This window comes from Corallococcus praedator (assembly GCF_003612125.1).
In the GTDB taxonomy this organism is placed as follows: Bacteria; Myxococcota; Myxococcia; order Myxococcales; family Myxococcaceae; genus Corallococcus; species Corallococcus praedator.
Map to the genome: position 1 here is coordinate 1 of NZ_RAWI01000093.1, position 26,767 is coordinate 26,767.

21 protein-coding genes are annotated in these 26,767 nt (G+C 70.9%); 14 read left to right on the forward strand and 7 right to left on the reverse strand.

The genetic code is table 11. From position 1 onward, the window contains the following. The first annotated feature begins 79 nt into the window (after positions 1–79). From D7Y13_RS14800 to D7Y13_RS14815, 4 genes are all read left to right on the forward strand, one after another. Positions 80–1,672, forward strand: coding sequence for an OpgD/OpgG family glucan biosynthesis protein (locus D7Y13_RS14800; RefSeq protein ID WP_233595645.1), 1,593 nt, complete (start codon positions 80–82; stop codon positions 1,670–1,672). Beyond that, positions 1,669–2,172 (forward strand): hypothetical protein, encoded by a 504-nt coding sequence (locus D7Y13_RS14805; RefSeq protein ID WP_233595646.1) that lies wholly within the window; start codon positions 1,669–1,671, stop codon positions 2,170–2,172. Before D7Y13_RS14800 ends, D7Y13_RS14805 begins: the two co-directional genes overlap by 4 nt. A 46-nt stretch (positions 2,173–2,218) precedes the next feature. After that, positions 2,219–4,243, forward strand: a complete 2,025-nt coding sequence (mdoH, locus tag D7Y13_RS14810) for a glucans biosynthesis glucosyltransferase MdoH (protein WP_120584206.1) — start codon at positions 2,219–2,221, stop codon at positions 4,241–4,243. Positions 4,244–4,318: 75 nt separating this feature from the next. After that, entirely contained in the window at positions 4,319–5,965 is a 1,647-nt protein-coding gene (locus D7Y13_RS14815) for a M20/M25/M40 family metallo-hydrolase (protein ID WP_120584207.1), read from the forward strand. 55 nt (positions 5,966–6,020) lie between these two features. Here the strand turns inward: D7Y13_RS14815 and D7Y13_RS14820 are convergent, their stop codons facing one another. Next, the gene (locus D7Y13_RS14820) at positions 6,021–9,164 is read right to left on the reverse strand and encodes an ATP-binding protein (protein WP_120584208.1); all 3,144 of its coding nucleotides are present in this window, start codon (positions 9,162–9,164) and stop codon (positions 6,021–6,023) included. 381 nt (positions 9,165–9,545) lie between these two features. Here D7Y13_RS14820 and D7Y13_RS14825 point away from each other — a divergent pair, with 381 nt between their 5' ends. From D7Y13_RS14825 to D7Y13_RS14845, 5 genes are all read left to right on the forward strand, one after another. Further along, positions 9,546–10,349 carry a hypothetical protein gene (locus tag D7Y13_RS14825; RefSeq protein WP_120534092.1) on the forward strand — a complete coding sequence of 268 codons (804 nt, stop codon included), beginning with the start codon at positions 9,546–9,548 and terminating at the stop codon, positions 10,347–10,349. Between the two features lie 204 nt (positions 10,350–10,553). Then, positions 10,554–11,483, forward strand: coding sequence for a hypothetical protein (locus D7Y13_RS14830; protein ID WP_120584209.1), 930 nt, complete (start codon positions 10,554–10,556; stop codon positions 11,481–11,483). Positions 11,484–11,487: 4 nt separating this feature from the next. After that, positions 11,488–12,300, forward strand: a complete 813-nt coding sequence (locus D7Y13_RS14835; protein WP_120584210.1) for a TIGR02452 family protein — start codon at positions 11,488–11,490, stop codon at positions 12,298–12,300. Between the two features lie 39 nt (positions 12,301–12,339). Then, positions 12,340–14,181, forward strand: a complete 1,842-nt coding sequence (locus tag D7Y13_RS14840; RefSeq protein WP_120584211.1) for a carboxypeptidase-like regulatory domain-containing protein — start codon at positions 12,340–12,342, stop codon at positions 14,179–14,181. After that, entirely contained in the window at positions 14,156–14,644 is a 489-nt protein-coding gene (locus tag D7Y13_RS14845) for a hypothetical protein (RefSeq protein ID WP_147444344.1), read from the forward strand. Before D7Y13_RS14840 ends, D7Y13_RS14845 begins: the two co-directional genes overlap by 26 nt. A 6-nt stretch (positions 14,645–14,650) precedes the next feature. Here the strand turns inward: D7Y13_RS14845 and D7Y13_RS14850 are convergent, their stop codons facing one another. From D7Y13_RS14850 to D7Y13_RS14860, 3 genes are all read right to left on the reverse strand, one after another. After that, positions 14,651–16,111, reverse strand: coding sequence for a PAS domain-containing sensor histidine kinase (locus D7Y13_RS14850; RefSeq protein WP_120534097.1), 1,461 nt, complete (start codon positions 16,109–16,111; stop codon positions 14,651–14,653). A 195-nt stretch (positions 16,112–16,306) separates the two neighbouring features. Then, positions 16,307–17,569 carry a hypothetical protein gene (locus D7Y13_RS14855; protein WP_233595647.1) on the reverse strand — a complete coding sequence of 421 codons (1,263 nt, stop codon included), beginning with the start codon at positions 17,567–17,569 and terminating at the stop codon, positions 16,307–16,309. A 183-nt stretch (positions 17,570–17,752) separates the two neighbouring features. Beyond that, entirely contained in the window at positions 17,753–18,556 is an 804-nt protein-coding gene (locus D7Y13_RS14860) for a GNAT family N-acetyltransferase (RefSeq protein ID WP_233595648.1), read from the reverse strand. A gap of 224 nt (positions 18,557–18,780) precedes the next feature. Between D7Y13_RS14860 and D7Y13_RS14865 the strand changes: the two genes are divergently transcribed. Continuing rightward, the gene (locus D7Y13_RS14865) at positions 18,781–19,104 is read left to right on the forward strand and encodes a hypothetical protein (RefSeq protein ID WP_120584213.1); all 324 of its coding nucleotides are present in this window, start codon (positions 18,781–18,783) and stop codon (positions 19,102–19,104) included. A 148-nt stretch (positions 19,105–19,252) separates the two neighbouring features. Here the strand turns inward: D7Y13_RS14865 and D7Y13_RS14875 are convergent, their stop codons facing one another. Beyond that, entirely contained in the window at positions 19,253–20,032 is a 780-nt protein-coding gene (locus tag D7Y13_RS14875) for an SDR family NAD(P)-dependent oxidoreductase (RefSeq protein WP_120584214.1), read from the reverse strand. A 125-nt stretch (positions 20,033–20,157) separates the two neighbouring features. On the opposite strand from D7Y13_RS14875, the gene D7Y13_RS14880 reads away from it, so the two are divergent. The 3 genes from D7Y13_RS14880 to udk all read left to right on the forward strand — a co-directional run bounded on the left by D7Y13_RS14880 (position 20,158) and on the right by udk (position 22,999). Next, entirely contained in the window at positions 20,158–20,610 is a 453-nt protein-coding gene (locus D7Y13_RS14880; RefSeq protein WP_120584215.1) for a winged helix-turn-helix transcriptional regulator, read from the forward strand. 35 nt (positions 20,611–20,645) lie between these two features. After that, positions 20,646–22,292 carry an MbnB/TglH/ChrH family RiPP precursor modification enzyme gene (locus D7Y13_RS14885; RefSeq protein WP_120584216.1) on the forward strand — a complete coding sequence of 549 codons (1,647 nt, stop codon included), beginning with the start codon at positions 20,646–20,648 and terminating at the stop codon, positions 22,290–22,292. A gap of 68 nt (positions 22,293–22,360) precedes the next feature. Beyond that, complete coding sequence (gene udk, locus D7Y13_RS14890) at positions 22,361–22,999, forward strand: uridine kinase (RefSeq protein WP_120534103.1); 639 nt, start codon at positions 22,361–22,363, stop codon at positions 22,997–22,999. 4 nt (positions 23,000–23,003) lie between these two features. Here the strand turns inward: udk and D7Y13_RS14895 are convergent, their stop codons facing one another. Continuing rightward, a complete protein-coding gene (locus D7Y13_RS14895) occupies positions 23,004–24,035 on the reverse strand; it encodes an alpha/beta fold hydrolase (protein WP_120584217.1) in 1,032 nt (343 codons plus the stop codon). Positions 24,036–24,086: 51 nt separating this feature from the next. Here D7Y13_RS14895 and D7Y13_RS14900 point away from each other — a divergent pair, with 51 nt between their 5' ends. Continuing rightward, on the forward strand, positions 24,087–25,016 hold the full coding sequence (locus D7Y13_RS14900; protein ID WP_120534105.1) for a hypothetical protein: 930 nt from the start codon (positions 24,087–24,089) through the stop codon (positions 25,014–25,016). A gap of 32 nt (positions 25,017–25,048) precedes the next feature. On the opposite strand, the gene D7Y13_RS14905 is transcribed toward D7Y13_RS14900, so the two are convergent. After that, the gene (locus tag D7Y13_RS14905; protein WP_233595650.1) at positions 25,049–26,761 is read right to left on the reverse strand and encodes an outer membrane protein assembly factor BamB family protein; all 1,713 of its coding nucleotides are present in this window, start codon (positions 26,759–26,761) and stop codon (positions 25,049–25,051) included. Positions 26,762–26,767 lie beyond the last annotated feature (6 nt).

Consider the following 26,767-nt stretch of genomic DNA (forward strand, 5'->3'; position numbering starts at 1 on the left):
GTATCTGTCATTGGGCAGGTACCTGGATTGATTGGGAAATTCCCCAGCCCCTGTCGTCTGGCACGGCCGTTGCTAGCCTATGCCGCGTCGCGCCGTGACGGCGCGGTCGGTGGGCCCCTGGGAGGAGCGGGATTTGACGCGGTGGCAGCGACAGACGGTGGGGATGGCCTGGGGTGTGGGGCTGTGCGTGGCGACGCTGGCGTGCGCCCAGTCGAAGCCGGCGACGTCCTCCGAGGCGCCCCGGGGTTCGGGGTTCTCCATGGAGACGGTGAAGGAGAAGGCCCGCGCGCTGGCCGCGAAGCCGTACCAGGAGCCGCCCGTCGGGGTGCCGCCGTCCTTCGAGAAGCTCACCTACGATCAGTACCGGGACATCCGCTTCCGCGACGCCAGCTCCCTGTGGCGTGACGCGAACCTGTCGTTCCGGGCGCAGTTCTTCCACCCCGGCTTCTATTACACGCGTCCGGTGCAGGTGAACGAGGTGTCCGGCGGCAAGGCGCGCCCGGTGCCCTTCTCCACGGATCAGTTCACCTACGGGCCCCTCGTCGGCACCCCGCCCAGGGGCAAGGTGAATGGCTTCGCGGGCTTCCGCCTCAACGCGCCGCTCAACACGAAGGGCTACTACGACGAACTGGTGGCCTTCCTCGGGGCCAGCTACTTCCGCGCCCTGGGCAAGGGCAACCTGTACGGCCTGTCCGCGCGCGGGCTCGCCATCGACACGGCGCTGCAGGGCCCGGAGGAGTTCCCCACGTTCCGCGAGTTCTGGCTGGAGAAGCCGGCGGAGAGCGCGGACACGGTGGTGGTGCACGCGCTGCTCGACAGCACCAGCGTCACGGGCGCCTACCGCTTCGCCATCAAGCCGGGCGAGCAGACGGTGATGGACATTTCGGTGACGCTGTTCGCCCGCAAGCAGGTGCGGCAGCTGGGTCTGGCGCCGCTGACCAGCATGTTCCTCTTCGGAGAGAACGACCGGGGCGACTTCGACGACTTCCGTCCCGAGGTGCACGACTCCGACGGCCTCTCCGTGTGGATGAAGAACGGCGAGAAGCTGTGGCGCCCGCTGAAGAACCCGAAGCACACCCAGGTGAGCAGCTTCCATACGGACGGGCTGTCGGGCTTCGGCCTCTTGCAGCGCGACCAGGCCTTCTCCAGTTATGAAGACCTCGAGGCGCGCTCCGAACGCCGCCCGGGTGCCTGGGTGCAGCCGGTGGGTGACTGGGGCAAGGGCTCCGTGCGGCTGGTGGAGCTGCCCACCCGCGAGGAGATCCACGACAACATCGTCGCCTTCTGGGTGCCGGATGCACCGCTGGCGGCGGGTGCACAGCTTGGTTTCTCGTATCGACTGTCGTGGGGCTTCGCGCCGGAAGGTGTGAAGGCCCTGGGGTCGGTCGTCGCGGCGACGCGTGTCGCGGCGGGCAGCAAGCCGGGGGCGCGTCGCTTCGTCCTCGATTTCACGCAGAACACGGGGGAGGGCACCGGTCCGGTGGAGGCGGTCGTCACCGCTTCCCGCGGGCAGGTGCTGCACCCTCGCGCGGAAGTCCACGCCGTCACCGGCGGCTACCGCGCGGCCTTCGAGCTGATGCCCGACGGAGAAGGCCCCGTCGAGCTTCGCTGCTTCCTGAAACGCGGTTCCGAGACCCTCACCGAGACCTGGAGCTACCTGTGGATTCCGTGACCACGCACCCCTTCCTCTCCTTCGCCCCGGCGATGCCCCAGGCCCGCGTGGACACCCACGAAGCGCTGGTGGGCTTCTTCCAGGACTTCGGCTTCAACGGCCGTGGAGACCTGGAGCGCCTGGCGAACTGGGTGCTCGGCACCCGCGACCTGTCGCTGTCTCCGGAGGCCGCGCTGGCGCTCGCGCGCTGGCGGGTGGAGGGATGGCTGGCGGAGGTCCTGGGCCCGTCGCACGTGGGTCCGTCGCTGCTGGTGCGCGGCCGGGCCGCGTTCGTCCTGGTGGGTGGCGCGCGCTGGGGCGCGGACGTGCTGATGCGCGAGCCGCGCGCGTTGCCGGAGGCGTGGCGCCGGGCGGTGTGTGAAGCAGTGCCCATGGCGGCCCCGGCCGAAGTGCCCTGCCAGATGCGCGAGCAGGTGCTCGTGCTCAATCCCTTCATGGACATGCTGCGCCGCTGGCTGCGTCCGGCCGGCAGTCAGGCGGGCGTGTCGCCGTCGCGCTAGGCCACGCCTTCCACCCCGCGCTGTCCACTGGAGCACCGGAGTCCGCATGAACGCCGAACCGTACTCGCCGGCCATGGCCCGCCCTCGCCGTGTGATGGTGCTGGGGCTGGCGGTCCTGACCACCGGGTTCGCCTCCGTGGAGATGCACCGGCTGCTCAGCGCCCGGGGCACCACGGTGCCGGAAGTGTTCGTGCTGATGCTGTTCACGCTGTGCTTCGCGTGGATTGCCTTGTCGTTCTGGGGCGGCGTCGCGGGCTTCGTGCAGCTCGTGTCGAAGCGCCGCGTGCCGGGCCTGCGCTGGCCCACCGAAGCGGAGGCCGCCGGGCCGCTCACGCGCCGCACCGCCGTGGTGATGCCGGTGCACAACGAGGATCCGGCGTCGGTGTTCGCGCACGTGCAGGCCACGTACGAGTCCATCGCGGCCACCGGGCACCTGGACGCGTTCGACTTCTATGTGCTCAGCGACTCCACGCGCGCGGAGGCGTGGGTGGCGGAGGAGCTGGCGTGGTCGGAGCTGTGCCGCCGCGTGGGCGGGCAGGGCCGCATCTTCTACCGGCGCCGCTTCGACAACACCGGCAAGAAGGCCGGCAACCTGGCCGAGTTCTGCGAGCGCTGGGGCCGCCGCTATGACTTCCTGCTGGTGCTGGACGCCGACAGCCTGATGGCCGGCGACAGCGTGGTGAGCATGGCCCGGCTGATGGAGTTGAATCCGGGCGCGGGCATCCTCCAGGTGCCGCCGCAGAACGTGGGCCGCTCCACGCTGTTCGCGCGCCTGCAGCAGTTCGCGGGCCGCATCTACGGCCCCATCGTCGCGGCGGGCGCGGCGGCGTGGCAGCTGGGGGACTCCAACTACTGGGGCCACAATGCCATCCTGCGCATGGCGCCCTTCATCGAGCACTGCGGCCTGCCGGTGCTGCCCGGTCAGCAGCCCTTCGGCGGCCACATCCTCAGCCACGACTTCGTGGAGGCGGCGTTGATGCGTCGCGCGGGCTACACGGTGTGGCTGGTGCCGGAGCTGGGCGGCAGCTACGAACAGCCGCCCCCGGATCTGCTCGCGTACGCGCAGCGCGACCGCCGCTGGTGCCAGGGCAACCTCCAGCACCTGGGCCTCGTGATGGCGGGCGGCCTGCACCCGATGAGCCGGGCGCACTTCGTGATGGGCGTGATGTCCTACGTGGCGTCGCCCCTGTGGCTCATCTTCCTGGTGTCGGGTTTGTTCGCCGCGCTGCACGAGTGGTTCTTCGCGCCCACGACGTTCGTGGACTTCCAGTCCACGCTGCCCGGTGGGGACGCGTTCGACACCGCGGGCGCGCTGCGGCTGATGGTCCTGTCGCTGGCGATGCTGTGGATCCCCCGCCTGATGGGCCTGGGGCTGGTGCTGGCCGACCGCGTGGAGGCGGCGCGGATGGGCGGCCGCTTCAAGCTGGCGCTGAGCGTCCTCTTGGAGGGCGTGGTCTCCACGCTGATGGCGCCGGTGATGATGCTGTTCCAGTCGCACTTCGTGTTCGGCACGCTGCTGGGCTACCGGGTGTCGTGGTCCAGCCAGCAGCGCGAGGACACGGACCTGCCGTGGTCGGAGGCCTTCCGCCGGCACAAGTGGCACATGGCGGTGGGCGTCGTGCTCGCGGCGCTGACGGTCGCGGTGGCGCCGGGGATGCTGGCGTGGTTGTCGCCCGTCATCCTGGGGCTGTGGCTGGCCCCGGCCATCTCCGTGTTCACCGCCCGCGCGTCGCTGGGCCTGTGGGCGCAGCGCCGGGGCCTGTTCCTCATCCCCGAGGAGGTGACGCCGCCCACCGTGCTGGTGCGCGCGCAGGAGCTTTCGGAGGAGGGGATGGAGCCGGTGGACGACGCGTTGGATCACGTGCTCACGGATCCGCGCGCGCATGCGCTGCACCTGGCCCTGCTGGAGGCCCACCCGTCGGCGGGCGTTCCCGTGGCGCTCGCGTCCGCGCGGCGCAAGCTGCTGGCGGGCTCGGTGGAGCCCCTGTCCCCGCAGGAGAAGTCCGCGGTGCTGCTGGATGCGCGCACGCTGTCGGAGCTGCGCGGTCGCCGGCTGGGTGCGCGGGCCTGAGGCCGTCCCCCCGCCGTCCATCCGGGGGCGCATCGCGGTTGCGCCCGGGCGTCCGTCGCCCTAAACGCAGCCCTCATGAACCGAGCTTCTACCGCCGCCGCGCTCGCGCTGTTCATCTCGCCGTTCATCTCCCTGGCCGCCGAGCCTCCCGTGTCCGAGGGGGACCGGTGGTGGAAGCACATCGAGGTCCTCTCCAGTGATGCGCTGGAAGGGCGCGACACGGGCAGCAAGGGGTATGAGACGGCCGCGGGCTATGTCTCCAAGGAGCTGGCCGCGCTGGGCGTGAAGCCGGTGCTGAAGACGGGCTTCCTCCAGCCCATGGCGTTGCAGTCGCGCCGCCTGGTGGAGGCGAAGTCCAGCGTCGCGCTCGTGCGCGGTGGCCAGACGCTTCCGCTGGTGCAGGGCGAGGACGTGATGCTGTCCTCGCAGCAGGGCGACAGCGGTACGGTGGACGCGCCCCTGGTGTTCGTGGGGTACGGCCTGTCCATCCCGGAGAAGGGCCACGACGACTTCGCGGGCCTGGACCTCAAGGGCAAGGTGGTGGTGCTGCTTCAGGGCGGTCCCGCGAACATCCCGGGCCCGCTGAAGTCCCACTTCGGATCGTGGACGGAGCGGGTGAAGGTCCTCAAGCGCGCGGGGGCCGTGGGGGTCGTCTACCTGCAGAACCCCAAGCTGCTGGAGCTTCCCTGGGATCGGATGGTGGCTTCCATCAGGAACCCGACGGTGCTGTTCACGGACCCTTCGCTCAACGACTCGCGCGGCTTGAAGGTGGGGGTGGTCGCGAACGTGGCCCATTCGCAGAAGTGGTTCGAGGGCGCTCCGCACACCTACGAGGAGCTGGTGACGCTGGCCAACGCGGATCAGCCGCTGCCGAAGTTCGACCTGCCCTCGCGCCTGAAGGTGAAGCTCTCCATCGAGTCCAAGCCGCTCAAGTCGATGAACGTGGTGGGCGTCATGCCCGGCTCCGACAAGGTGCTCGCGAAGGAGTACGTGGTGCTCAGCGCGCACCTGGATCACGTGGGCATCGGCGATCCGGTGAAGGGCGACCGCATCTACAACGGGGCCATGGACAACGCGTCCGGCGTGGCGGCGCTGCTGGAGGTCGCGCGTGCGCTGCGCGAGCAGCCGCGGAAGCTGAAGCGGTCGGTGTTGTTCGCGCTGGTGACGGGCGAGGAGAAGGGCCTGCTCGGGTCGAAGTACTTCGCGTCGCGGCCCCCCGTGCCCATCACGTCCATGGTGGCGGACTTCAACCTGGACATGTTCATGCCCCACTGGCCGTTCACCGCCGTCGTGGCGCACGGCAAGGACGAGTCCACGCTCTCCGCGCCGCTCTCCGAGGTGGCCGCGCAGCAGGGGGTGCGGGTGCTCGCGGATCCGGAGCCGGACCGCAACCTGTTCGTGCGCAGCGACCAGTACTCGTTCATCCGCGAGGGCGTGCCCGCGCTGTTCTTCAAGTTCGGCTACACGCTGGGGTCCGACGAGCACAAGCTCTTCAAGCAGTGGCTGACCGAGCACTACCACGCGCCGTCGGATGACCTGTCCCAGCAGCCCGTGGACCGCGAGGGCGCCGCGCGCTTCATCGCGTTCCTGACCGCCATGACGCGCGCGGTGGCGGATGCACCCGAGCGTCCGCGCTGGAACGACGACAGCTTCTTCCGCCGCTTCGCGAAGCCGGTGACGGAGCCCGCGAAGGCCCCGTCCAGCCCCGCCGCGAAGCCGTAGGGCTTTTCGGCGCGGTGACTCCGTGAGGCCAGGGCGAACCTCGAGGCCGTCGCCCTCAGGCGTCCTGGCATGACTCGGTGACGCCGACGTGGGCCTCCAGGAAGCGCAGCGCGCCGCGGATGTCCGACGAAGCGGTTTCGCGCGGCGCGTTCCGGGCCGCTTCCATGCGGCGGTGGGCCGCGCTCCGGGCCGCGTGACCTTCGCTGCTGTTCGCCGGGGCGGCGCCGGCCTCGGCCAGATCGAGGGCGGCGCGCAGCAGGTTCACGAGCTGGCGCAGGCTGGGGTCCTCGCGCAGCTCGGGGGCGGCCTCCAGCTCCGCGAAGCCATTCCGGGCAGCGCGCAGCTCGCCGCACGCGGCCTCCAGTGCGGCACGGTGCGCGATGAAGCGCAGCGCCTGCCAGCGGGACGCCCGGCCCAGGATGGTCACCGCTTCGCCCAGGGCCAGGCGGGCCTGCTTCCAGTCGCCCCTTGCGAGGAACGCGCGCCCCAGCTCTCCCAACGCCGTGCCCTCCAGCAGTCGCTGCCCCATGATCCGCGAGGTGCGCACCGCGGACTCCAGGTGCTCGCACGCATCCGTGATGCCGCCCGCGTCCAGCAGGTAGCAACCCAGGTTGATCCGCGCCAGCGCCTCGCCGGTGCGGTCCTCCACGCTGGAGGCGCGCGCCAGGGCTTCGCCCAGCAACATCACCGCTTCGCCCCCATCGCCGGCCTCGCCGATGGCCACCGCGCAGTTGGTGAGGAAGCCCACCTCGAACGTCACGTCGCCCACCTCGCGGAACAGCGCCAGCGACGCGCGCAGGTGCGGAATGGCCGCCTCCGGACCGCGGCGCACCTGTTCGACGAGGCCCAGGTTTCCCACCGCGTACGCCTCCAGCCAGCGGTCGCCTTCCGAGGCCAGGGCCTGCGCGTCGCGCATCAGCGTCCACGCGGAGGCCACGTCCCCGGCGTGGCGGGCGACGATGGACAAATCCACGAGCACGCGCTTCTCCGCCGCGGACTCGCCCAGCGCGTGGAAGACGGTGCGCACATGCTCCAGTGCCCGGCGCGCTGCTTCCGGCTGGCCCGCGTCCAGGTACGCGCGGCCCATCACCGCCAGCGCCTCCGCGCGCTTCAGCGGCGCCACCGGCACGTGGGCCGACGCCTCCAGCGCCCGCTCCAGCCGCTCCATCAGCAGGCCCACCGGTCCGCGCGTGCGCGCATCCGGCTCCAGCGCCACCAGGGTCTCCAGCGCGCGGCCCAGGGACTGCGCGGTCGCCGGACGCACCGCCATCGCGTTGTCGCACGCGGCCAGCAGGTTCTCCCGCTCCAGGGCCAGCCGGCGCAGCGCCGTGGCCCCGCCCGTGCGCTGGACGCGTTCCCGCAGACGGCCGGCGAGCTGGAGGTAGGTGTCCGCGTGCCGGGCCTCGCAGGCCGCCTCCTCACCGCGCTCGCGCAGGCGCAGGGCCGCGTACTCGCGGATGCTCTCGTACAGGCCCAGGCGCAGGAAGCCTCCGGGCGCTCCGACCTCCCGAGCGCACAGGAGCGAACGGGCGCGCAGCGAGTGCAGCACCTCCAGCACGTCCGGCGAACCGTCCGGCAGCACCAGCACCGCTTCGGCCGCCTCCAGCGTGAAGCCGCCCCGGAACACCGAGCACTGCGCCAGCGCGGCGCACTCCGCCGGCTCCAGCAGGTTCCACGACCAGTCGATGGCGCCCCGCAGTGTCGCCTGCCTCGCGGGGGCATCCCGCCGTCCGACGCGCAGCAGCTCGAAGCGCTTCGACAGGCGCTCGCGAAGCTGCTCCACGCCCAGCACGCTCACGCGCGCCGCGGCCAGCTCGATGGCGAGCGCGATGCCGTCCAACTGCCGCACGATGTCCGCGACGCGCGGGGCCTCCGCGTCCGTCAGGGTGAAGTCACCGCGCGCCTCATGCGCCCGCTGAACGAACAGGCGCACCGCGTCCGAGCGCAGGATGACGTCCCGGCGCGTCTCGTCGGGGTCCGGCAGGCCCAGCGGGGCCAGGTCCAGCACGCGTTCCCCGGGCAGCCGCAAGGCCTCCCGCGTGGTGACGAGGAAGCGCGCGCGCGGCGCCAGCACCCGCCACCGGCCTATCGTCTCCGGCACGTGCCGCACCACCTGCTCCACGTTGTCGAGGATGACCAACACCTCGCCGCAGCCATCCAGCGCCCGGCCCAGGCGCTCAGCGGGCGCGCTGCCATCCCCGTCCGCCGCCAGGGGCACGCCCAGCGCCCGGCCCACCGCGTGACAGAGGTCGCCCGCCGTCAGGGCCTCCTCCAGGTCGCAGCGCCAGACGCCGCCCTCCCAACCGCCCGCGTCCGACTCCAGCCCGCCGAAGTGGGTGGCCAGCCGCGTCTTCCCCATGCCGCCGGGGCCCAGGATGCTGATCAGCCGCGCGCCTTCGCGCACCCACTGGCGCAGCGTGTCCAGCTCCTCGCCGCGACCCACCAGATCCTGCCGGGAGGCGGGCACGTTGCCGGGCCGATCCCTGGGCGCGCGCAGCGCTCCGAAGCGCCGGTGCGCCAGGGACGCGGGCAGCACCTCCACCAACGTGACGCTGTCGCCCACGCCGCGCAGGCGGAAGGCGCCCAGCGTGCGCGCGACGGGCATGCCCATCGCGGCCAGCTCCGGCGCGACGCGTGCCCACGCCGCGCCGCTCAACAACACCTGCCCGCCGTGGCCCGCGTCCGCCACGCGCGCGGCGATGTTCACCGGCGGCCCCAGGTAGTCCAACCGGTGCGTGGAGGGATCCATGCGGTAGTCCGGTTCGCCCACGTGCACCCCCATGCGCACGCGCAGCCCCCGGTGCATCAGCCCTTCCGGTGAGTCCTCCTCCGCGGCGTCCTGCTCCGCCAGGAGGGCCGCGGGCCAGGTCACGTGCAGCAGCGCTTCCTGGGCGCGCAGACACCAGTGCACCGCCTCCACCGGCGAGGCGAAGGCGACCATGAAGGCGTCGCCCTGCGACTTCACCTCATAGCCGTCCGTCCCCAGCAGGAGGGCGCGCAGCACGCCGTCGTGCAGCTCCAGCGCGTCGCGCATGCTCGTGCCACAGCGCTCCCACAGCCGCGTGGACCCCTGGATGTCGGTGAAGACGAGCGCCACCGAACCGGTGGGCGGCAGGTGGGCCTGGTGCGGCTCGTCACGGCCGGAGGGCGCCTCGTCGGCCGTGGGCGCGACGACCGTGAGTCTGAAGGCCTCTGCCATGCCGCAACTCTCCCCGCTGCCGGAAACCCCACCTGCTCCCACCCCGGTGCCGCAGTGTTGCCCGCGAGGGTGAGTCCCCTGACACCAGCCCTTCACATGGAAAGCAGTACGAGCCAAAACGGCAACGTGCACCTGTCGGGCAGGGTGGGGCGCTGCTAGTGAGCACTTGTGATCGCGGGGCGCGCGCATCCATCACTGGGCGACAGCCGTATGGTCCCGCGGGGCCTCCCTTCTTCGTCGTTCGGGCCTGGCCGCTTGCTGGGTCCCGGGGTCTGCCGGGCCCCAGTCCAAGCAGGACGGGGGGCCGTGTTAGGACTGCATCACGTCCCGAGTCCGCGATGCGACAACGCGAGGCTCGCGACGCACTCTCCGGAAGGACTCATGCGTTCGACTTCGGCACTGGCGTTGATGATGGCTTCCCTCGCGGTTGGCACGCTGTCGGCTTGCGGCGACAAGACGGATGAGGGGCCGACGGATGCGGGCACCGGCGGCGAGGCCACCGGCAAGTGTCCGGCCTCCGCGTACATCTGCGAGAGCTTCGACAACGGGCAGAACGGCTGGAAGACCCCGGACGAGGAGCACAACGCCACCATCACCATCGACAGCACGCGCACCCGCTCCGGCAGCGGCGCGCTGCACGTGGTGACGGAGGCGGGCCACAACGAGTTCCCCCTGGGCGAGGAGGAGGATCCGCAGACCATCGCGCACCTGCGCAAGGACATCCCCACGTTCGGCACGGCGCTCTACGCGCGTGCGTACGTGTACCTGAACCGGGCGGCGCCCCAGGACGTGATGGGCACGTACTTCATCCTCTTCTCGCCCAAGGAAGGGAGCTTCGGAGGCATCGAGCTGCAGGGCATGGTCAACGGCGGCTTCGCGCTGGATGACTGGAGCGGCGTCGAGGGCACGGGCTGGAACTACCAGGACGACTTGAAGGTGACGACGTCGCCCAACCGCTGGACCTGCATCGAGTGGGCGGTGAAGCGCACGAACGCGACGGACACCACGGGTCGCGCGCAGGTCTACGTGGACGGGACGCTGGCCTTCGACTTCCCGAACGTGGGCATGCGGCCGTTCAGCAACTTCGCGGTGGGCTACGGCTTCGTGCACCCGCACGGCGACTCCGCGTCGGAGACGTGGATCGACGACGTCGCGGTGGCCCCCGAGCGCATCGGCTGCGAGTAGCAAGACGCTCGCAGGAAGCAGGGCGCCTCGCGCGAAGGGGTGGGGATGTGCGCGCGAGGCCCTGCTGTCCGAACGTGGCGGACCCGCTCCCGGGTTCGCTGGACGTCACTCCCGGGAGGACAGGGACCCGTGCTAGGACTGCGCCACGCCCCGGGTTCGCAAGGCAGCAGCGCGAGGCTCGCGGCGCTTTCCTCGGAAGGACGCATGCGCTCGATTCCTGCGGTGGTGTTGATGGTGGCATCCCTCACGGTGGGAGCGCTGTCCGCTTGCGGTGACGACGGTCCGAAGGTTGAGCCGGACGCGGGCACCGACGCTGGTACGACGGACGCGGGCACCGACGCTGGGACGACGGACGCGGGCACCGACGCTGGGACGACGGACGCGGGCACCGACGCCGGGACGGCGGATGCGGGCACCGACGCCGGGACGGATGCGGGGACGAACACGGGCAGCAAGTGCCCGGCCTCCGCCATCCTCTGCGAGAACTTCGACAACGGGCAGAACGGCTGGAAGACCCCGGATGAGGAGCACAACGCCACCATCACCATCGACGGAACGCGCACCCGCTCCGGTAGCGGCGCGCTGCATGTGGTGACGGAGGCGGGCCACAACGAGTTCCCCCTGGGCGAGGAAGAGGATCCGCAGACCATCGCGCACCTGCGCAAGGACATCCCCACGTTCGGCACGGCGCTCTATGCGCGCGCGTACGTGTACCTGAACCGCGCGGCGCCGCAGGACGTGATGGGCACGTACTTCATCCTCTTCTCGCCCAGCGATGCCGCGTTCGGAGGCATCGAACTGCAGGGCATGGTCAACGGTGGCTTCGCGCTGGATGACTGGAGCGGCATCCAGGGGACGGGCTGGAACTACCAGGACGACCTGACGGTGACGACGTCGCCCAACCGCTGGGTCTGCATCGAGTGGGGCGTGCAGCGCACGAAGGCGGCGGACACCAAGGGCCACGCGCAGGTCTGGGTGGATGGGAAGCAGGCCTTCGACTTCCCGAACGTGGGCATGCGGCCGTTCAGCAACTTCGCGGTGGGCTACGGCTTTGTGCACCCGCACGGCGACTCCGCGTCGGAGACGTGGATCGACGACGTCGCGGTGGCCCCCGAGCGCATCGGCTGCGAGTGACGCCATGTCCCTGACGAAGATCGCGGAGGAGACGCTTCGCATCACCGACCAGGGCACCTACGTGCCGCTGTCCGGACGCGAGGTGTCCATCCGCGATGCGGTGGCGCACGCGGTCCAGGGCACCGTGCTGGTGCGCCCCGGGGACTTCGCGCACCTCACGCGTCCGGAGCCGGTGAGCAGCTACACCATCGAAGTCACCTCGGAGAAGACGGGGGATGCCGCGCGCCGGCTGGTGGAGCTGGAGGGCGTGCGGAACGTGTTCGCGCTCAACTTCGCGTCGGCGGTGAATCCAGGTGGCGGCTTCCTCACGGGCGCGAAGGCGCAGGAGGAGGACCTGGCTCGGTGCTCGGCGCTGTACGCGTGCCTCTTGAAGTGGCCGGAGTACTACGAGGTGAACCGCAAGGTGCTCTCGCCGCTGTACACGGACCACTTCCTGTATTCGCCCGAGGTGCCGTTCTTCCGCAACGAGCGCTACGACCTGTTGGAGCGTCCCTTCCCGGTGTCGGTGCTCACCGCGCCCGCGCCCAACGCGAAGCAGCTGCCGGTGAAGGATCCAGAGGTCGCGCTGAAGCTGCGGGAGGTGCTGTTCGACCGGGCGCTCAAGGTGCTCCAGATGGCGGCGCACCACGGGCACCGCACGCTCATCCTGGGCGCGTGGGGCTGCGGTGCGTTCCGCAACAACCCGCGCGACGCGGCGGAGGCATTCGCTCGTGGGCTGGAGACGATGCAGGGGGCGTTCAGCCGAGTGGTGTTCGCGGTCTATGAGCGCGACGGGCAGGGGCCCAACCTGCGCACGTTCCGCGAGCGCTTCGGCTGACCGTTCCATGCTCGCGCGGGCGCCTGCTCGCGTGGGCGCATGCGATGGAGCTGGGTGGGGCTCGTGGTGGCGGTGCTCGCGTCCGCGAGCGCTTCGTGTGTGGGCACTGCGTCCCAGGTCCCGGTGACGCCGGAGTCGTCCGGTGCGCGTGCCTCGAAGGACGCTCCCCTCAAGGTAGCCCTCAAGATCGTGGCGCAGGACGTGGAGGGACAGCCCCTGTCCGGCGTCGTCTTCAGTGCGCGGTCGGCACGTGAGAACCACGCCTCGGCCCTCTTTGGCGTGACGGACCCAAGCGGCAGGGGCCAGTTCCGGCTTCCTCCTGGCTGGTACATCGTTTCGGCCAGGGCCCCGGGCTACCAGTCCTTCGTGGACACGGATGTGCGGCTCGGACGCGACCATCCGGCGACCGTGACGATGACACTCCAGCCGGGAGGCACGGTGTCGGGGGGCGTGGTGGATGACTTCGGCGCGCCGGTCGTGGACGCGCGGCTCGCCTGGGTCCCCGAGGATGAGACCGCGCCCCGGCTGACCGCGGTCAGCGACAAGCAAGCCCGCTTCAACTTCGAGGGCGTGGGGCGGGGGCGGGGCGTCTTGATCGCCGAGCGCATGGGCTTCCCCTGGATTCGGCAGACCTTCGACTCACTGCCCCGTGAGCTCAAGGTCACCTTCACCGCGCCGGGCAGGCTGCGGGTGCGTGCCGTGGCGCCGGACGGCCGGCCGATGAACATCTACGACACGGAGCTGGAGCAGCTCGACGCAAGGGAGCCCTCCTGGAACCGTGTCTCCGCGGACGGGGTGGTCATCTACGAGGGGCTTCGTCCAGGGCGCTACCGGGTGGCGACCTCGTACGCGCCCTGGCCTTCCACCTGGTGGACCTCCGCCGCGGAGTTCACGGTGGTGCCAGGGCAGGCGCAGGAGGTGGTGCTGAGCTTCGAGCGCTTCAAGGAACGTGAGGCCCTTCAGGGAAGAGTCGTCGGTCCGGACGGACGTCCCCTGAGAGGCATCCGACTCTTCGCGGAGTCGGGGGTGGCGAAGGAGGGAGGCCCCAGGAGTCAGACCGAGGCGGTGACCGATGCGCAGGGACGCTTCGCGATGGAGCACCTGCTGAAAGGTCCCCAGCGGATGCGCCTGAGCGGTTCCCAGGAGGTCGTGGAGGTCGCCGCCGATGCCCGGGACGTGTCCTTGTCGTTCCCCACTTTCAAGGTCGAGGAGAGTGCCCTCGAGGGCCGGGTGCTGGCGCCCGACGGTCGGCCGGTGGGCCGCTTCAAGGTGCTCGGGACGACGTTCGAGGATCCCGAAGGGCGTTTCACGCTTCCAAGAGTCGCGTCGCCGCCCGTGGAGCTGATCTTCGAGGCGAAGCACTTCGCGCCCCTGCGCCTCGTGGTGGAGACCCTTCAGTCCCCGCGCACCGTCCTGCCCGACATCGTCCTGGAGCGCGGGCGCACGGTGCGGGGACAGGTCCTGGACGCGGATGGACGGCCTCTCGCGCCCGGGCACGAGGTGTCCCTCCTCTTCACGAGGGAGCTGAACTTCCCCTCGGCTCAGGGCACGTTGGCGCGTGCCCTGACGGATGCGGAGGGCCGGTTCGTGATGGCGCACGTCCCGCGCGACGCCGGGGTCGTCATCGTCGACGCGGAAGCGGAGACCGCCCATGCAACCGCTGGGTGCGGATCAGGAAACGGTGAGCTTGCGAATCGTGCCGGATGCCCGCGTCCAGGGCTCCGTGGTGGACGCGGGAGGCCGGCCGCTCGAAGGCTACCCGGTGGAGTCCTGGTGCAAGGGACGCGTTGTTTCGGAACTCAAGTCCGATGCGGAAGGACGCTTCACCCTGCACGCTCCCAGCGGACAGGACTGCGTGCTGAAGGTCTCCGATGGCCGTGAGCCGTCGAGCTGGCCCCGGCCCCCGCGGCGGGTCTTCCTTCCCCGGCGGTTCGTGGGCGCCCCGGGCGAGACACTCCAGGTGGAGCTGCGGGCCCGCACGGGACCGGCCTCGGTGCGCGTGACGCTGCCCTGGGCCAGCGAGTGGTACGACGTCGTGCTCGCGCAGGGGGACGTTGCCCTGCCCGCGACGACGCTCGAGATGGACGCGCTGGTGGTGAATGGAATCGACGCCGACTTCGACGTCCTCGAGCGCCGACCCGAGCGGATCGACTCCGGCATCATCCAATCCGGAAGCGATGTCTTCGAGTTCAGCTCGCTGCCCTTGGGGCACTACACGCTGTTCGTGACGGAGAACAGCGTGGGGCGCTCCGTCCACCGGATCCCGGTGGAGTTGTCGAAGCCCGGGGTCCTCGACGTCGCGTCGAAACTTCCAGGGGACGGAGGGAAGTACTTCGCGCGCTGAAGGCGGCTACGCCGCGTCCACGGGCAACGTCACCACGAACGCCGCGCCGCCGCCGGGCGCTTCCTCCACCCAGACGCGCCCGCCGTGCGCTTCCAATATCTGCCGCACGATGTAGAGCCCCAGGCCCAGACCGCCCGTGCGCGCGGAGCCCTGCGCCTGGGCGAAGCGCTGGAAGATGCGCTCGCGCTCCGCGGCGGGCACCCCCGGGCCGCTGTCGCGCACGGTGAGCCGCAGCTCGCCGTCCTGCTGGCGCAGCCACACCCGCACCGGCGTGCCCCGGCCGTAGCGCAGGGCATTGGCGATGAGGTTGCTCACCACCTGCTCCATGCGCAGCCGGTCGAACCGGCACGGGGCCGGCCCCTCCACGCGGGCTTCCAGTTCGACACCCGCCTGCTTCGCCTCGTCCGCGAAGCGCGCGGCCAGGTCCTCCACCACCGTCGCCAGGTCTCCGGACATCAGCTCGAAGTCCAGCTTGCCGGTGCGGATGCGGCTGACGTCCAGCAGGTTGTCCAGCAGCGCGCCCAGCCGCTTCAACTGCCGGTCCGAGGACTCCAACCGCCCCGTCACCTTCGCGGACCCCAGAGGCTCGTTGGGGGACACCTGCGCCAGGCGGCGCACCAGATCCACCTGGAGGCGCAGCGACGTGAGCGGCGTGCGCAGCTCGTGGCTCGCCAGCGACAGGAAGTCGTCGCGCGTGCGCACCGCTTCCTGCAGCGCTTCCTCCGTCTCCTTCAGCGCGGTGATGTCCAGGATGGCGCCCCGCACCACCATCACCCGGCCGTTCGCGTCGCGGATGACGCGCGCCCGGCTGTTGAGCCAGTGCCACGAATCATCCGGCCAGTGGGTGCGGAACGTGGAGGAGTACGACAGCACGTCGTTGTGGAAGATGGACGACACCTGCGCTTCCACCGCCGGCCGGTCGTCCGGGTGCAGCGACGCGAGGAACCGCTCGTGCGTCCACTCCGCCAGCGGCTGCGGATACCCGTACAGCCGATCATGCCCCTCCGAGCGGAACACCTGTCCGGTGACGAGGTTCGTCTCCCAGACGGCCATCTGCGCGGACTCCAGCGCCACCTGGAAGCGCTCGCCCAACTGCCGGAAGCGCTCGTCGGTGCGCGCGGCCTCGTTCTCCGCGCGCTGCCGGCGGGTGATGTCCGTGGCCAGCACCCACGTCTCGCCCCCCACGGGGCGCACCGACACCTCCAGCCACACCCCGGACGGCAACTCCGACAGGAACCGCGCCGGCTCGCGCGTGGTGAGCGCGTCCAGCAGGCGCTCATGCAGCGGCGTGCCGGCCAGCGCCGGTTGCGCCGCCCACGGCGTCAGCCCCTCGCAGCGCCCATGCGGAAGACCCAGCAGGGACGCGGCGCGGTGGTTCAGCTCATGGATGTTCCCCTGCGCGTCGAGCGCCAGGAACGCCTCGGCCATCATCTCCCGCAGGACCTGCAAGCGGGTCTGCGCGGACATGCTGGCCTCGTCGGCCGGAAGCGGAAACTGGGTGGGGTCCTTCAGTGCACCCGTGCCCGGCGCGGACGGAGTGTCCGCGGAGGCAGTGCGGGCGGGTTCAAACGGACCACCGGGCAGGGGACTCATCGGGAATGCACGCTCCCGCACGCCCCCCGCGCCAGTCAAGCAAGCCCGGAGAGGTTGCGTGGCTGTCTGTCAGCCCAGCGGATCCGTGAGGGGTTCCGGCATGACCCACAGCTCCGAGGGCCGGGCGTAGGACGCGTCGAACGCGAAGAGGATGCCGTTCCAGCGATCCCAGAAATCCGCCCAGCTGTACTCGGACGGAGGGGAGGTGAGCGGGTTGCCGTCGCGGTCCGGCTGGGCATAGGCGTAGTCCGCGTACGTCCACCGCACCGTTCCGAAGTCCGTCATCAGGAGCGGTGTCAACGCCTGGAGCACCCCGGCGCGGGACACCTCGTCGGTGGGCGAACCCGGGGGCGTGAAGACGGGCTGGGCCTGGTCAAGCTGTTCGCGCCACGCGACGAAGTTGGTGCCCATGGCGATGAGCGCGTCGCGGCGCGCGGGCGTGGGCGCGAGCCGGGCCTCCTCGTAGACGGCGAAGGCGGCCACCAGCAGGCTCTTCCAGTGCAGGCCGGGGAAGATCAAATCCATGCGGGTGGGACGGGGGCTGTCCTCCGCGTGCGCCAGCGCGTAGGTGTACGCCTGCTGTGCCTCCGAGTTGATGGCGTCCACGAGGGTGAACTCGGTGAGCACGCGCGCGGGGGTGATGGGGCCCGTGGCCGCAGCGCGCCAGTCCAGGTACAGGCGCGCCGACCCGCCGATGTCGTTGTAGATGGCGAGGTTGCCCTCGTGCAGCGTGCGCTCCAGCGTGACGACGATGACCTCGACCTTGTCGAGGGGCAGCAGGCCCGGCGCGCTCGCGTACAGCGCGCCCAGGCGCGACGCGGTGGCGAGCAGGGTGCGCACATCCGTGAGCGCCCCGACGTTGAGTGAACTCGTCATCACGCTCAGCGCCGCGGCCGCGTCGGCGGAGAGGCCCTGCGCGATGAGCTGGAGGGACAACTCCTGGAGCCGGAGCCGCAGCACACCGCTCAGTCCCAGGCGGTCCAACGCGTTCGTGAGCGACAGCGACGGCTGGAGCCGCGCCGCCGCGATGAAGTGCCGGGCCAGCGCCGCGCTGTACATGCCCTTGCCGCCGGCCTGTGACGCGTGCGGCGCGAAGGTGAACCAGTTCGGACGTGCGTTGCTGGTGCCACCGGGTTGCAGCGTGGGGTCGATGATGCCGCCCAGCTCATACGCGATGTCGATGTAGCCCAGCGTGATGGTGCGGTTGTCCTCCAGCGGCGTGGGTACGGACTGCGCGTGCGCGGACGCCGTGGTCAGGAGCAGGGCTGCCCCGAGGAGCGCGGGGAGCGAGAAGGCAGGGGGACGAACGTCGTTGCGAGCGGGGATCGCCACGGAAGAGGTCCAGGGTGTTGGGGTGGGGGAGCCGGCCCAAGCTAGGCATTCCGCCACTGTTTCCAACCCCCAGGCCCCGGCTTCAGGGCAGTGCGTCGTTGGCTGGAAGACTCTTGGAGAAGAGGTTCCTGTGGGGAGGACGCTCACTGCTCCCCTGGACGGAGAGCAGGCCAGGAAGGGTGCTCAGGCACCCTTCGCCGGGGCGAAGTACGAGACGAAGCCCGTCACGTCCCGGTAGCCCATGCGCCGGTAGATGGGGGCTCCGGCGGGAGTGGCATGCAGGACCGTGCGCTCCAGGCCCCACGCCCGCCTGGCCTCCGTGTGGGCATGGCGCAGCACGGCTTCGGCGGAGCCCTGGCGGCGGTGCTCGGGCAGCGTGGCCACGAGCGCGACGTAGATGAGGCCGTCCACGCGCAGCGCCGCAGTGGTGGTTCCCGGGGCCCCGTCATGGCAGCCGACGAAGGCCCGGCACTCCGGTCCGAAGATGCCCGGCGCGGCCAGGGCCTCACGCCCCAGCACCTGCGGCATGTCGTAGGCGGCGGCGTTCACGTCGGCGATCGCGTTGTAGCCCCACGCGTCCCGCACCGGCCGCACGTCGAGCTTCGGCGGCGGCCGCACCGGCGCGAGCAGGCGGTCCGCCACCATGCCGGTCATGAACATGCCGGGCTTGAGTCCCCGGGAGGCGAGCACCGCGTCCGCCTTGTCCCTCAACGCGGGCGAAAGCCAGTCGGGCGTCAGCGTGAAGGCCCAGCCATGTGGCCCCTGCGCGAAGTAGCGCGCGGCCGAGTCCACGGCGCGCTCCAGGTCGGCCTCCGTCTCCGCGGGCTTCGGCAGGAACGCCATGTTCATCAGGGACCACGACACGTGCCCCGCGGTGATGATCACCTCCGCCCGCTCCACCACCTCCCCACCGGACAAGCCCAGCGCGAACAGCCTCCATGCTCCACGGAACTGTGCGTGCGACTCGTCGATCTCGGCTCGGGACAAGGGCCACCTCGGGCGGGGAATGGGGGGAAGGATTCTCCGCATTCTCTGCGCCTCACGTCTACGTGCGTGGGGGCGGGGGGCTTGCTAAAGCGGAACAGGACCGGGGCTGCGAGGAGCGCGACGCGATGAATCCATTGGAAGGACAGCCCTGGCAGACGACGTGCCGGGTATGTGGCAGGCAGACGTGTCCGCGACCCGATGCGGTGGCTGCGTGGATGCGGACGATGTTGGATCGGGTGCACGGCACGCAGATGCGCGGCGCGGGTCGGCGGGGTCTGCGCGAGGCCCTGGCGATGGAGGGCGTGCTCATCACCACGCACCTGGAAGTGTGGTCGCGGGCGCTGGAAGGCGTGTGCCCGGACTGCATCGCGGAGGTCGCGCCGGAGACGGACGCGCGGCTCCAGGATCCGGAGGCGATGCACGAAGCGTCGCTCGCGCGCTGGCGCACGTCCGCGCCGGAGCTGGTGAGCGACGCGGTGGAGTCCGCGGTGGACGACGTGCTCGAAGCCGCGCGCGAGGCCGCCGCGCGGCAGCAGCCGAAGCCCTGAGCGCGACGGGCAGGGCGCGGGACGTCCTGCCTGGAACGACGCCTTGAAGGGGCGCAGGTCCACTTCCTGCGTCCACGCGGAGCGGTGCTGGCGGTGCGGTTGCCAGGACGTCTCCGCGATGGCGTCGACGTCAAGCGGTCCCCGGGCCCTACCGGGAGGCGCGAAGCAAGGGCAGACCCGCCGGCGCGCCGTTGATGCCGCCATCGACGAAAATGTCCTGCCCGTGCACGTACGACGCGTCATCCGAGGCGAGGAACAGCACCGTCTTCGCGATCTCCTCCGGCTCACCCATGCGGCCCAGGGGAATGGTGGATGAGAGCGCCTTGTCCAGTTGCGCGTACGCCTCCGGGTTGGGCGCCTGTGCGTCCCAGATGGGCGTGCGCGTCGCGCCCGGCGACACGACATTGACCCGGATGCCCAGGGGCGCGAACTCCGACGCCCACACGCTGGCCATCGCCTTCAGCGCGCCCTTGCTCGCCGCGTAGGCGGAGTAGCCCGGCATCCCCAGCTCGCTGTGCACGGAGCTGGTGAGGATGACCGACGCGCCGGCCTTCAGGTGCGCCGCCGCGGCCTGCACCGTGAAGAAGACGCCGGTGACGTTGGTCCCGAGAATGGACTCGAACGTCTCCTGCGACGTCTTGCCCACGGGCGTCACCGCCGCGATGCCCGCGTTCGCGAACACGATGTCCAGGCCCCCGAACCGCGCCACCGTCGCCGCCACCGCGCGCTCCAGCGCCGCCGGATCCGTGGCATCCGCCTGGACCGCCAGCACGTTCGCGCCCAGCTCCTTCGCCACCGCGTCCAGCGTCTCCTTGTTGCGCCCGGTGATGGCCACGCGAGCCCCCTCCGCCACGAACAGTCGCGCCGTCGCCAGCCCGATACCGCTGTTGCCGCCCGTGATCAGCGCCGTCTTTCCCTTGAGCCGCATCGTCGTGCCTCCGGTGTAAGTGGTTTCATGATGAAACCCAATGTGGAATGACTAAACGCGGTGGTTTCGTTATGCAACCAGAAGGACCTTTTCCCCTGGGAAGCGGGGGCTGGAAGGAGGCGGAGATGAAGCGGACGAGCATGGAAGGGGCGGCGTGCCCGGTGGCCCGGTCGCTGGACGTCATCGGTGACTGGTGGTCGATGCTGATCATCCGGGACGCTCAGCTCGGCCTGCGCCGGTTCGGTGAGTTCCAGAAGAGCCTGGGCATGGCGAAGAACATCCTGTCGCAGCGCCTTCGCCATCTGGTGGCGCACGGCATCCTGGAGGTCCAGCCCGCGTCGGACGGCAGCGCCTGGCAGGAGTACGTGCTGACGGAAAAGGGCCAGCGCCTCTTTCCCATCCTGGTCGCCCTGGGCGAGTGGGGTCGGGAGCACTGCTTCCAGGAGGGCGAGGTGCGTACGGAACTGCGCGACAAGGCGCACGGCCTGCCATTGAAACCGCTGGAGGTGCGTGCGGCGGACGGGCGGCTGCTGACCTCCCAGGACACGCAAGTGGAGCGGGTCCCGCCAGAACGCTAGCGCCACGTGGGGCCCGGGCTGGTTAGGGTGTGCCCATGACGCGCCCTGCATCGGAATCGTGGACGCTGCCCTGGATGGGGCTGGGACTGAGCAGCAACCTGAGCGCCTCGGACGTGCCGCATCCGTACCGGTTGCTGGACACGGCTCCCGGGCTCTTCGACTTCGTGGAGTACAGCGCGCCCATCGCGCTGGAGGAGGCGAGGGCCCAGGCCACGCTCTTCCCGGAGATGTGGCGACGGCGCGCGGACGTGCCGGTGCTCTTCCACCCGGTGCACCTGAACCTCTACGGGCCGGAGCTGGAGCCGGCGTCCGCGCTCTCCCAATTGGACGAGCACGCGAAGGCGGTGGGCAGTCCCTGGGTGGGCAACGACGTCGGCTGGTGGCACGCGGGTGGCCAGCCCTTCCCGGGCTACCTCTACGTGACGCCGCCGTTCAACGAAGCGGGCCTGCGCGACTGCGCGGCGCACGCGCTCCACATCCAGGCGGGGCTGAGCGTCCCGCTGGTGGTGGAGAACCCCGCGGTGCTCGCCACGCGCGGAGGCCTGCACGCGCTGGACTTCATGGCGAAGCTGCACGCGCGCACGGGCCTGCCGCTGCTCCTGGACCTGGGGCACCTCTTCAGTCACCAGCTCTCCGCGGGCCTGCCGCTGCGCTCGGGGCTGGACGGCTTCCCGTTGGATCAGGTCGTGGAGATCCACCTCGCGGGCGGAGTGGTGACGCGCCGGGGGCCCCGGTCCTTCTACGTGGATGACCACACGCAGCCGGTGCGCGAGGAGCTGTTCGAGCTGCTGGCCGAGGTGCTTCCCCGCTGTACCCGCCTGCGCGCCGTCACCTTCGAGGGAGATGGTCACCCGCCGGAGGTGGCGCTCGCCTCGCTGCGCCGCCTGCGCGCCCTGGTGCCGAAGGAGTCCCGGCCGCCCCTTGAGATCCCCGCGTCGCGCGAGCCCGTGCCCGCGCTCAAGGCAGAGAGCCGGCCGTGGGTGTTGTTCGACGTGGGCCACGGCGTCACGCCCGCCGCGGAGGACGAGGATCCGGAGGGCTCGCGCGCGGACCGGGACTTCCGGCTCGCGGTGGTGGCGGAGCAACTGGACAAGGACTGGCCGCTGACGCGCCTGTTGCTCGCGGCCACGCCGGCGGATCTGGAGTCCTTCACCCGCTCGCGCGAGTACCGGGCGCTCTTCGACGGGCTGGGCAAGTCGCTGTCACATGCGTTCGCGTCCTGGGCTCGCAAGCGCGTGATGGCCTCCGCGTCGGATGGTCTGGCCGCCGCGCTGTCGCTGGAGATGATGTTGCCGCACGCCTTCCTCCAGGCGCCCCCAGCCCCGGCGCCTGGGCAGGTGGCCCTGGCCGAGGACGTCCGCCTGGGCTCCTTCCCGGCGGACCTGACGGAGTTGGTTTTCGCCACACGCGCATTGCGACGGCACCTCACCGGCCGTGCGTGGGCGTGCGGTGCAATGGAGGTGTCCGGCCTGGAAGCCCTGGCACAGGTGGCAGCCCGGCCGGGCCCGGGCCCGTGGCGCTTCGCCATCCGTCGCAGGGCGCAGGGCTTCGAGGTCGTGACGCTGCCGCCAGGGGTGGCGGACGGGTTGTGGGCGCTGGGAGACGGCCCGCTCCCGGTGGGGGACGTGCCCCCGGCGGCGCTCGCGGAAGGGCAGGGGCGAGGGCTCTTGCGGCGGGGATAAGGCGGACGGGATGTCGGAGGGTCAACGGATCCTTGCGCCCACCTGTCTGGTGGGGTACTGCCCGCCGCATGTCGTCACCCCTCGTCGTTGGCATCGCGGGCGGCACCGCATCCGGTAAGACAACGGTGGCCCGCAAGGTGCGTGAGGCCCTCGCCGACTGCAGGGTCGCCTTCATTGATCAGGACTCGTACTACCGGGACCTGAAGGACATGTCCCTGGCGGACCGGCGGGAGGTGAACTTCGACCACCCCGACGCGTTCGACATCGAGCTGCTCGTCAGCCACCTGCGCGCCCTGAAGGCGGGGCAGGCCATCCAGAAGCCCGTCTACGACTTCGTCACGTCTGGCCGCCAGCCGCACACGCACCGCGTGGACCCCGGGGACATCATCCTCATCGAGGGCATCCTCGTGCTGCACATGAAGGAGGTGCGCGACGAGATGGACGTGAAGATCTACGTCGACGCGGACGACGACCTGCGCATCCTTCGCCGCCTCACGCGCGACATCAAGGACCGCGGCCGCGACTTCGACCACGTGGTGGGCCAGTACCTGCGCCACGTGCGCCCCATGCACATGGGCTTCGTGGAGCCGTCCAAGCACCACGCGGACATCATCATCCCGCACGGCGGCAACAACGACATCGCCATCGGGATGCTCGTGGGCGCGCTCAGGGCCCGGCTCGTCGCGCCCCAGCACCTGGCGCGCTAGGCCGTCAGCGCCAGCGCAGGAAGTCCTGCACCGGGCCGCGCAGCCGGTGCGCGTCCGCCAGCAGGGTGCCGTGATCGCCCGGCCCCTGCAGCTCCACGAAGCGCGCCTGCACTCCGGACGCCGTGAGCAGGTGGTACGTGTCACGCACGCGGCCCGCCGGCGCCAGCGCGTCCGTCGCACCCGTGAGCAGGAGCACCCGCGCGCGGATCTGCGCGAACGTGTCCGTCAAGTCGCAGCCCGCGTACGCCGAGCACAACAGCGACCACGCCGTCGGGTCGAACGTGTCCGCGAACGACGCGGCCTCTGCCTCCAGGGCCGCCTGCGCCGTCGCGCTGTCCGGATACGCCGAGCCCAGGTGGTCGCGCCCGTACAGGAGCCGCAGGTAGTCCAGCCGCAGCCGCGACAGCGTCTTGTTGGGCGCGCGCTCGCGAAGGGGAGGGGTGTCCTCGTTGTCGGGCGCCATGCGCAGCACCTGTGACGTGAGGCCCAGCTTCTCGCGCAGACCCTCCGGCAGGGCTCGCGCCGCGCCCAGCACCACCACGCTGTCCACGATGTCCGGGAACAGCGCCGCCAGCCGCAGCGCGACGAGTCCGCCCAGGCCCACGCCCACCAGGGCCCGCACGTGCGTCAGGCCCTGGGCCCGCAGGAACGCGGACACGCCCCGCGCCATGTCCAGCACGGTGAGCGGCGGCAGCGCCTTGCCCCAGGGCGCGCCGGAGTTGGGTTCCACGGTGATGGGCGACGTGGATCCGAACGGGCTGCCCAAGAGGTTGGGCAAGAGCACCGGCGTCACTTCCGGATCCAACGCCTTGCCGGGGCCGATGAGCTCATGGCCCCAGCCGGAGGGCTGATACGGAGCGTCCGACCGAGGGTCCAGCGCTTGATGAGAATGAGACAGGTCGTGCAGCACCACCACCGCTTTGCCATCCGACGGTTTCCCGTAGGCCTGCCAGGCGATCTGGGGGTTTCCCAGCAGCTCCCCTTCCTCGAGTGGAAGAGGCACGGTGAACGATTGGATTCCCCCGGCGTGGAGCACGATGATGCAGGCTCATATCATTGCCTGCCCGAACGCACAGGAGCCTGACGCGTGAAGCGCTACTTCGGATTCATTGTTCTCATCGCCTTGGTGATTGTCGCCGCGGTGACGAGCTACCGCACTTCCGCCGCACGGACGAAGGAGGCGGAGCGGGATGCCGACTTCCGCCGCATCCAGTCCGTCTATCTGGAGCGCGTGGGCTGGATGCGCACCAACCCGGACGAGGCCTCCTATCGGGATGAGCTGAAGCCCTTCTTCAAGACGTACTTCGAGGACATCGACGCGCACCTGACGCGCTTCGAGGGCAACACGAAGTTCGACAACTACCTCCAGGAGCTGGAGAAGCGGGAGTCGGCCGGCGGCGAGAAGAAGGACGCTCGCGCGGGAGATCGCAAGGCGTTCTACGAGTACGCGCGCAAGCAGTTCGACAGCCTGCGCGAGGGCAAATACCGCCCGGTGTGGACCGCGAGCGACAAGGGCATGCGCCTGGACATCGTGAGCTCCGACGTCGTGATGGTGATGGGCAAGCCGCAGATCCGTCTGCAGCTGGCGCTCTGGGGTGCGCAGCGGGTGGAGAAGGAGGAGGGCAAGGTGAAGAAGATGGTCACCAGCGCCTCGTTCGACACGGTGTGGAAGCTCACCGACGCGAAGGGCAAGCTGCTGGGCGAGATGCGCGGCGCGGATCCGTCGATGAAGATCGACTACCCCGAGCGCCTCATCGCGGAGTTCCCTCCGCAGATGGTCCTGGGCCACTACGACCTGGACCTGCTGCCCGCGGAGGTGGCGAAGCTGGAGATGACCATCAACGTCGGCTCGCACGCGGCGTCCGGCGGTCAGGCCAACTCCACCTACGTGTGGAAGTTGGACGTGCCGTCGGAGTGGAAGCTGGGTGCCAACGAGACGTGGGAAGGCGCCACGCAGGAGGAGCGGCCGGAGGAGGAGATCGACCCGGCCAAGGCCTCCGCCAAGAAGGGCGAGTAAGCCCTTCGGAGCAGCAGCGCGCTTCGCCGTCGCTATTCGACGACGGCGAAGTGGGATCCCAGCCGGTACGCGGCCAGCGTGCCGGCGTCGTCCAGGAAGTAGAGGTTGAGGCGCACGTCGGCCTGGAGCGCGACCAGCCCCACCCCCGCGCGCACCTCCGCGAGCACCTGTCCGCCGCGAGGATCCACCGCGCGCACCACCTCGCCCGCCACCAGCGTCACGTCCCGCGCGGTGCGTGCCGGCAGCGCCGCGATGAGTGGCTCCCCCGCGGCCCCCACGCGCCAGTCCACCTGTCCGGACAGGGACACGCGGGCGGCGGCCCCGGATGCGCTCGTCACCACCACCGCGCGCGGCAGCGGCGCCAGCGCATAGGGCCCCGGGCCCAGGTGCAGCGCGCGCTCCCAGACCTTGCGGCCGCGCGAGTCCAGGCACACCAGCAGCCCGTCCTCGTCGCGCATCCCCGCGAGGAACACGCGCGGGCCCATGGGCAGCGGCGTGGAGGGCAGGGTGAGGTCCGGCTCATGCGTCCACAGCGCTTCGCCGGTGTGCGCGTCCGACAGCAGCATCGCCCAGTGCGAGCCGCGCCCCAGGATGGCCAGGAATCGCTTGCCCCACGGCACCGGTGCGCCATGGAAGGGCATGGGCGAGCGCAGCCGGTAGCGCACCTGTCCGTCCTCCAGGTCCAGCCCGTAGAGGTAGCCCGAGTCCGTGGACAACAGCGCCCGGTGGCCCTGCGTGGCCAGCCACCCTCGCTGCGTGCGGGGCGGGGCCAGGCGCCACACCTCGCGGCCCGTGGCCTCCGCGAAGGCCACCGCGGTGCGGTCCTCCGACAAGGTCAGGAGCAGCCCGTCCTGCCGCAGGAGCAGGGGCCCCAGGGGGATGCCGTCGTGATCATGCAGCCAGCGCGCGCCCGCGCCCCGGCCGGTGAAGCCGAACACGCGCGCGCCGTCCGCCGCCACCGCGTGGCCATCCGCGGAAGCCGCCACGCCCAGGGACGCGGACCTGCGCCACAGCTCCGCGCCGTCCTTGCGTGAGAACGCGCACGCCAGTTCTGGCGCGCAGTACACCGGCCCATGCCGGCCCACGAGCAGCCGCGCCTCTTCCGGTTCGTCCAGCCCGCGCTGCTCCCACAGCTTCTCGAAGCGCAGGCGCCGCAGCCGCCCCGGGACCTTCAGGGGCCGGGACTCGCCGCGAGCCGGCGCGCTCTTGCGCTCGCGCGCCTCGCCCTCTGCTTCGGGGGGCTTCCGGGCGCCCCTCAGGTGTGACAGGCCCTCGCGGCAGCGCTCCGTCAGCTCCACGAGGTACGGGTTGGAGACCTGGACGCGGTGGGCCTCCGCGAAGGCCAGCCCCAGCGCCTCGCCCAACTGGAAGAGCGCGGACAGCAGCGCGCCGGGCTCCAAGGGGAACCACGTGCCGGTGGGGCCTGTCTTCGCCCGTTGCCCCTTCAGGTCCAGCGTCAGCACGGGGCGCACGCCCGCGGGCTCGAACTCGAAGCGGGCCTCGCCCAGCTCCACGGCCCGCGCCAGCTCCACCGCCTGGCGGGACAGCTCCAGCACGGTGAGGAACGGAGGCCCCTGGGCACGCCACGCCTGGGGCCGCCCGGGCAGCGCGAGCCACACCTCGCCCGCGCCCAAGAGCGGCGCCAGCGCCCCGGAGGGACCCTTCGCGGGACCCTCGCGGGCGGCGGGGGACACGTCCTTCAATTCGAAGCCGAAGCCCGGCACGGAGACGGGCTCGATGCGCAGCGGGGT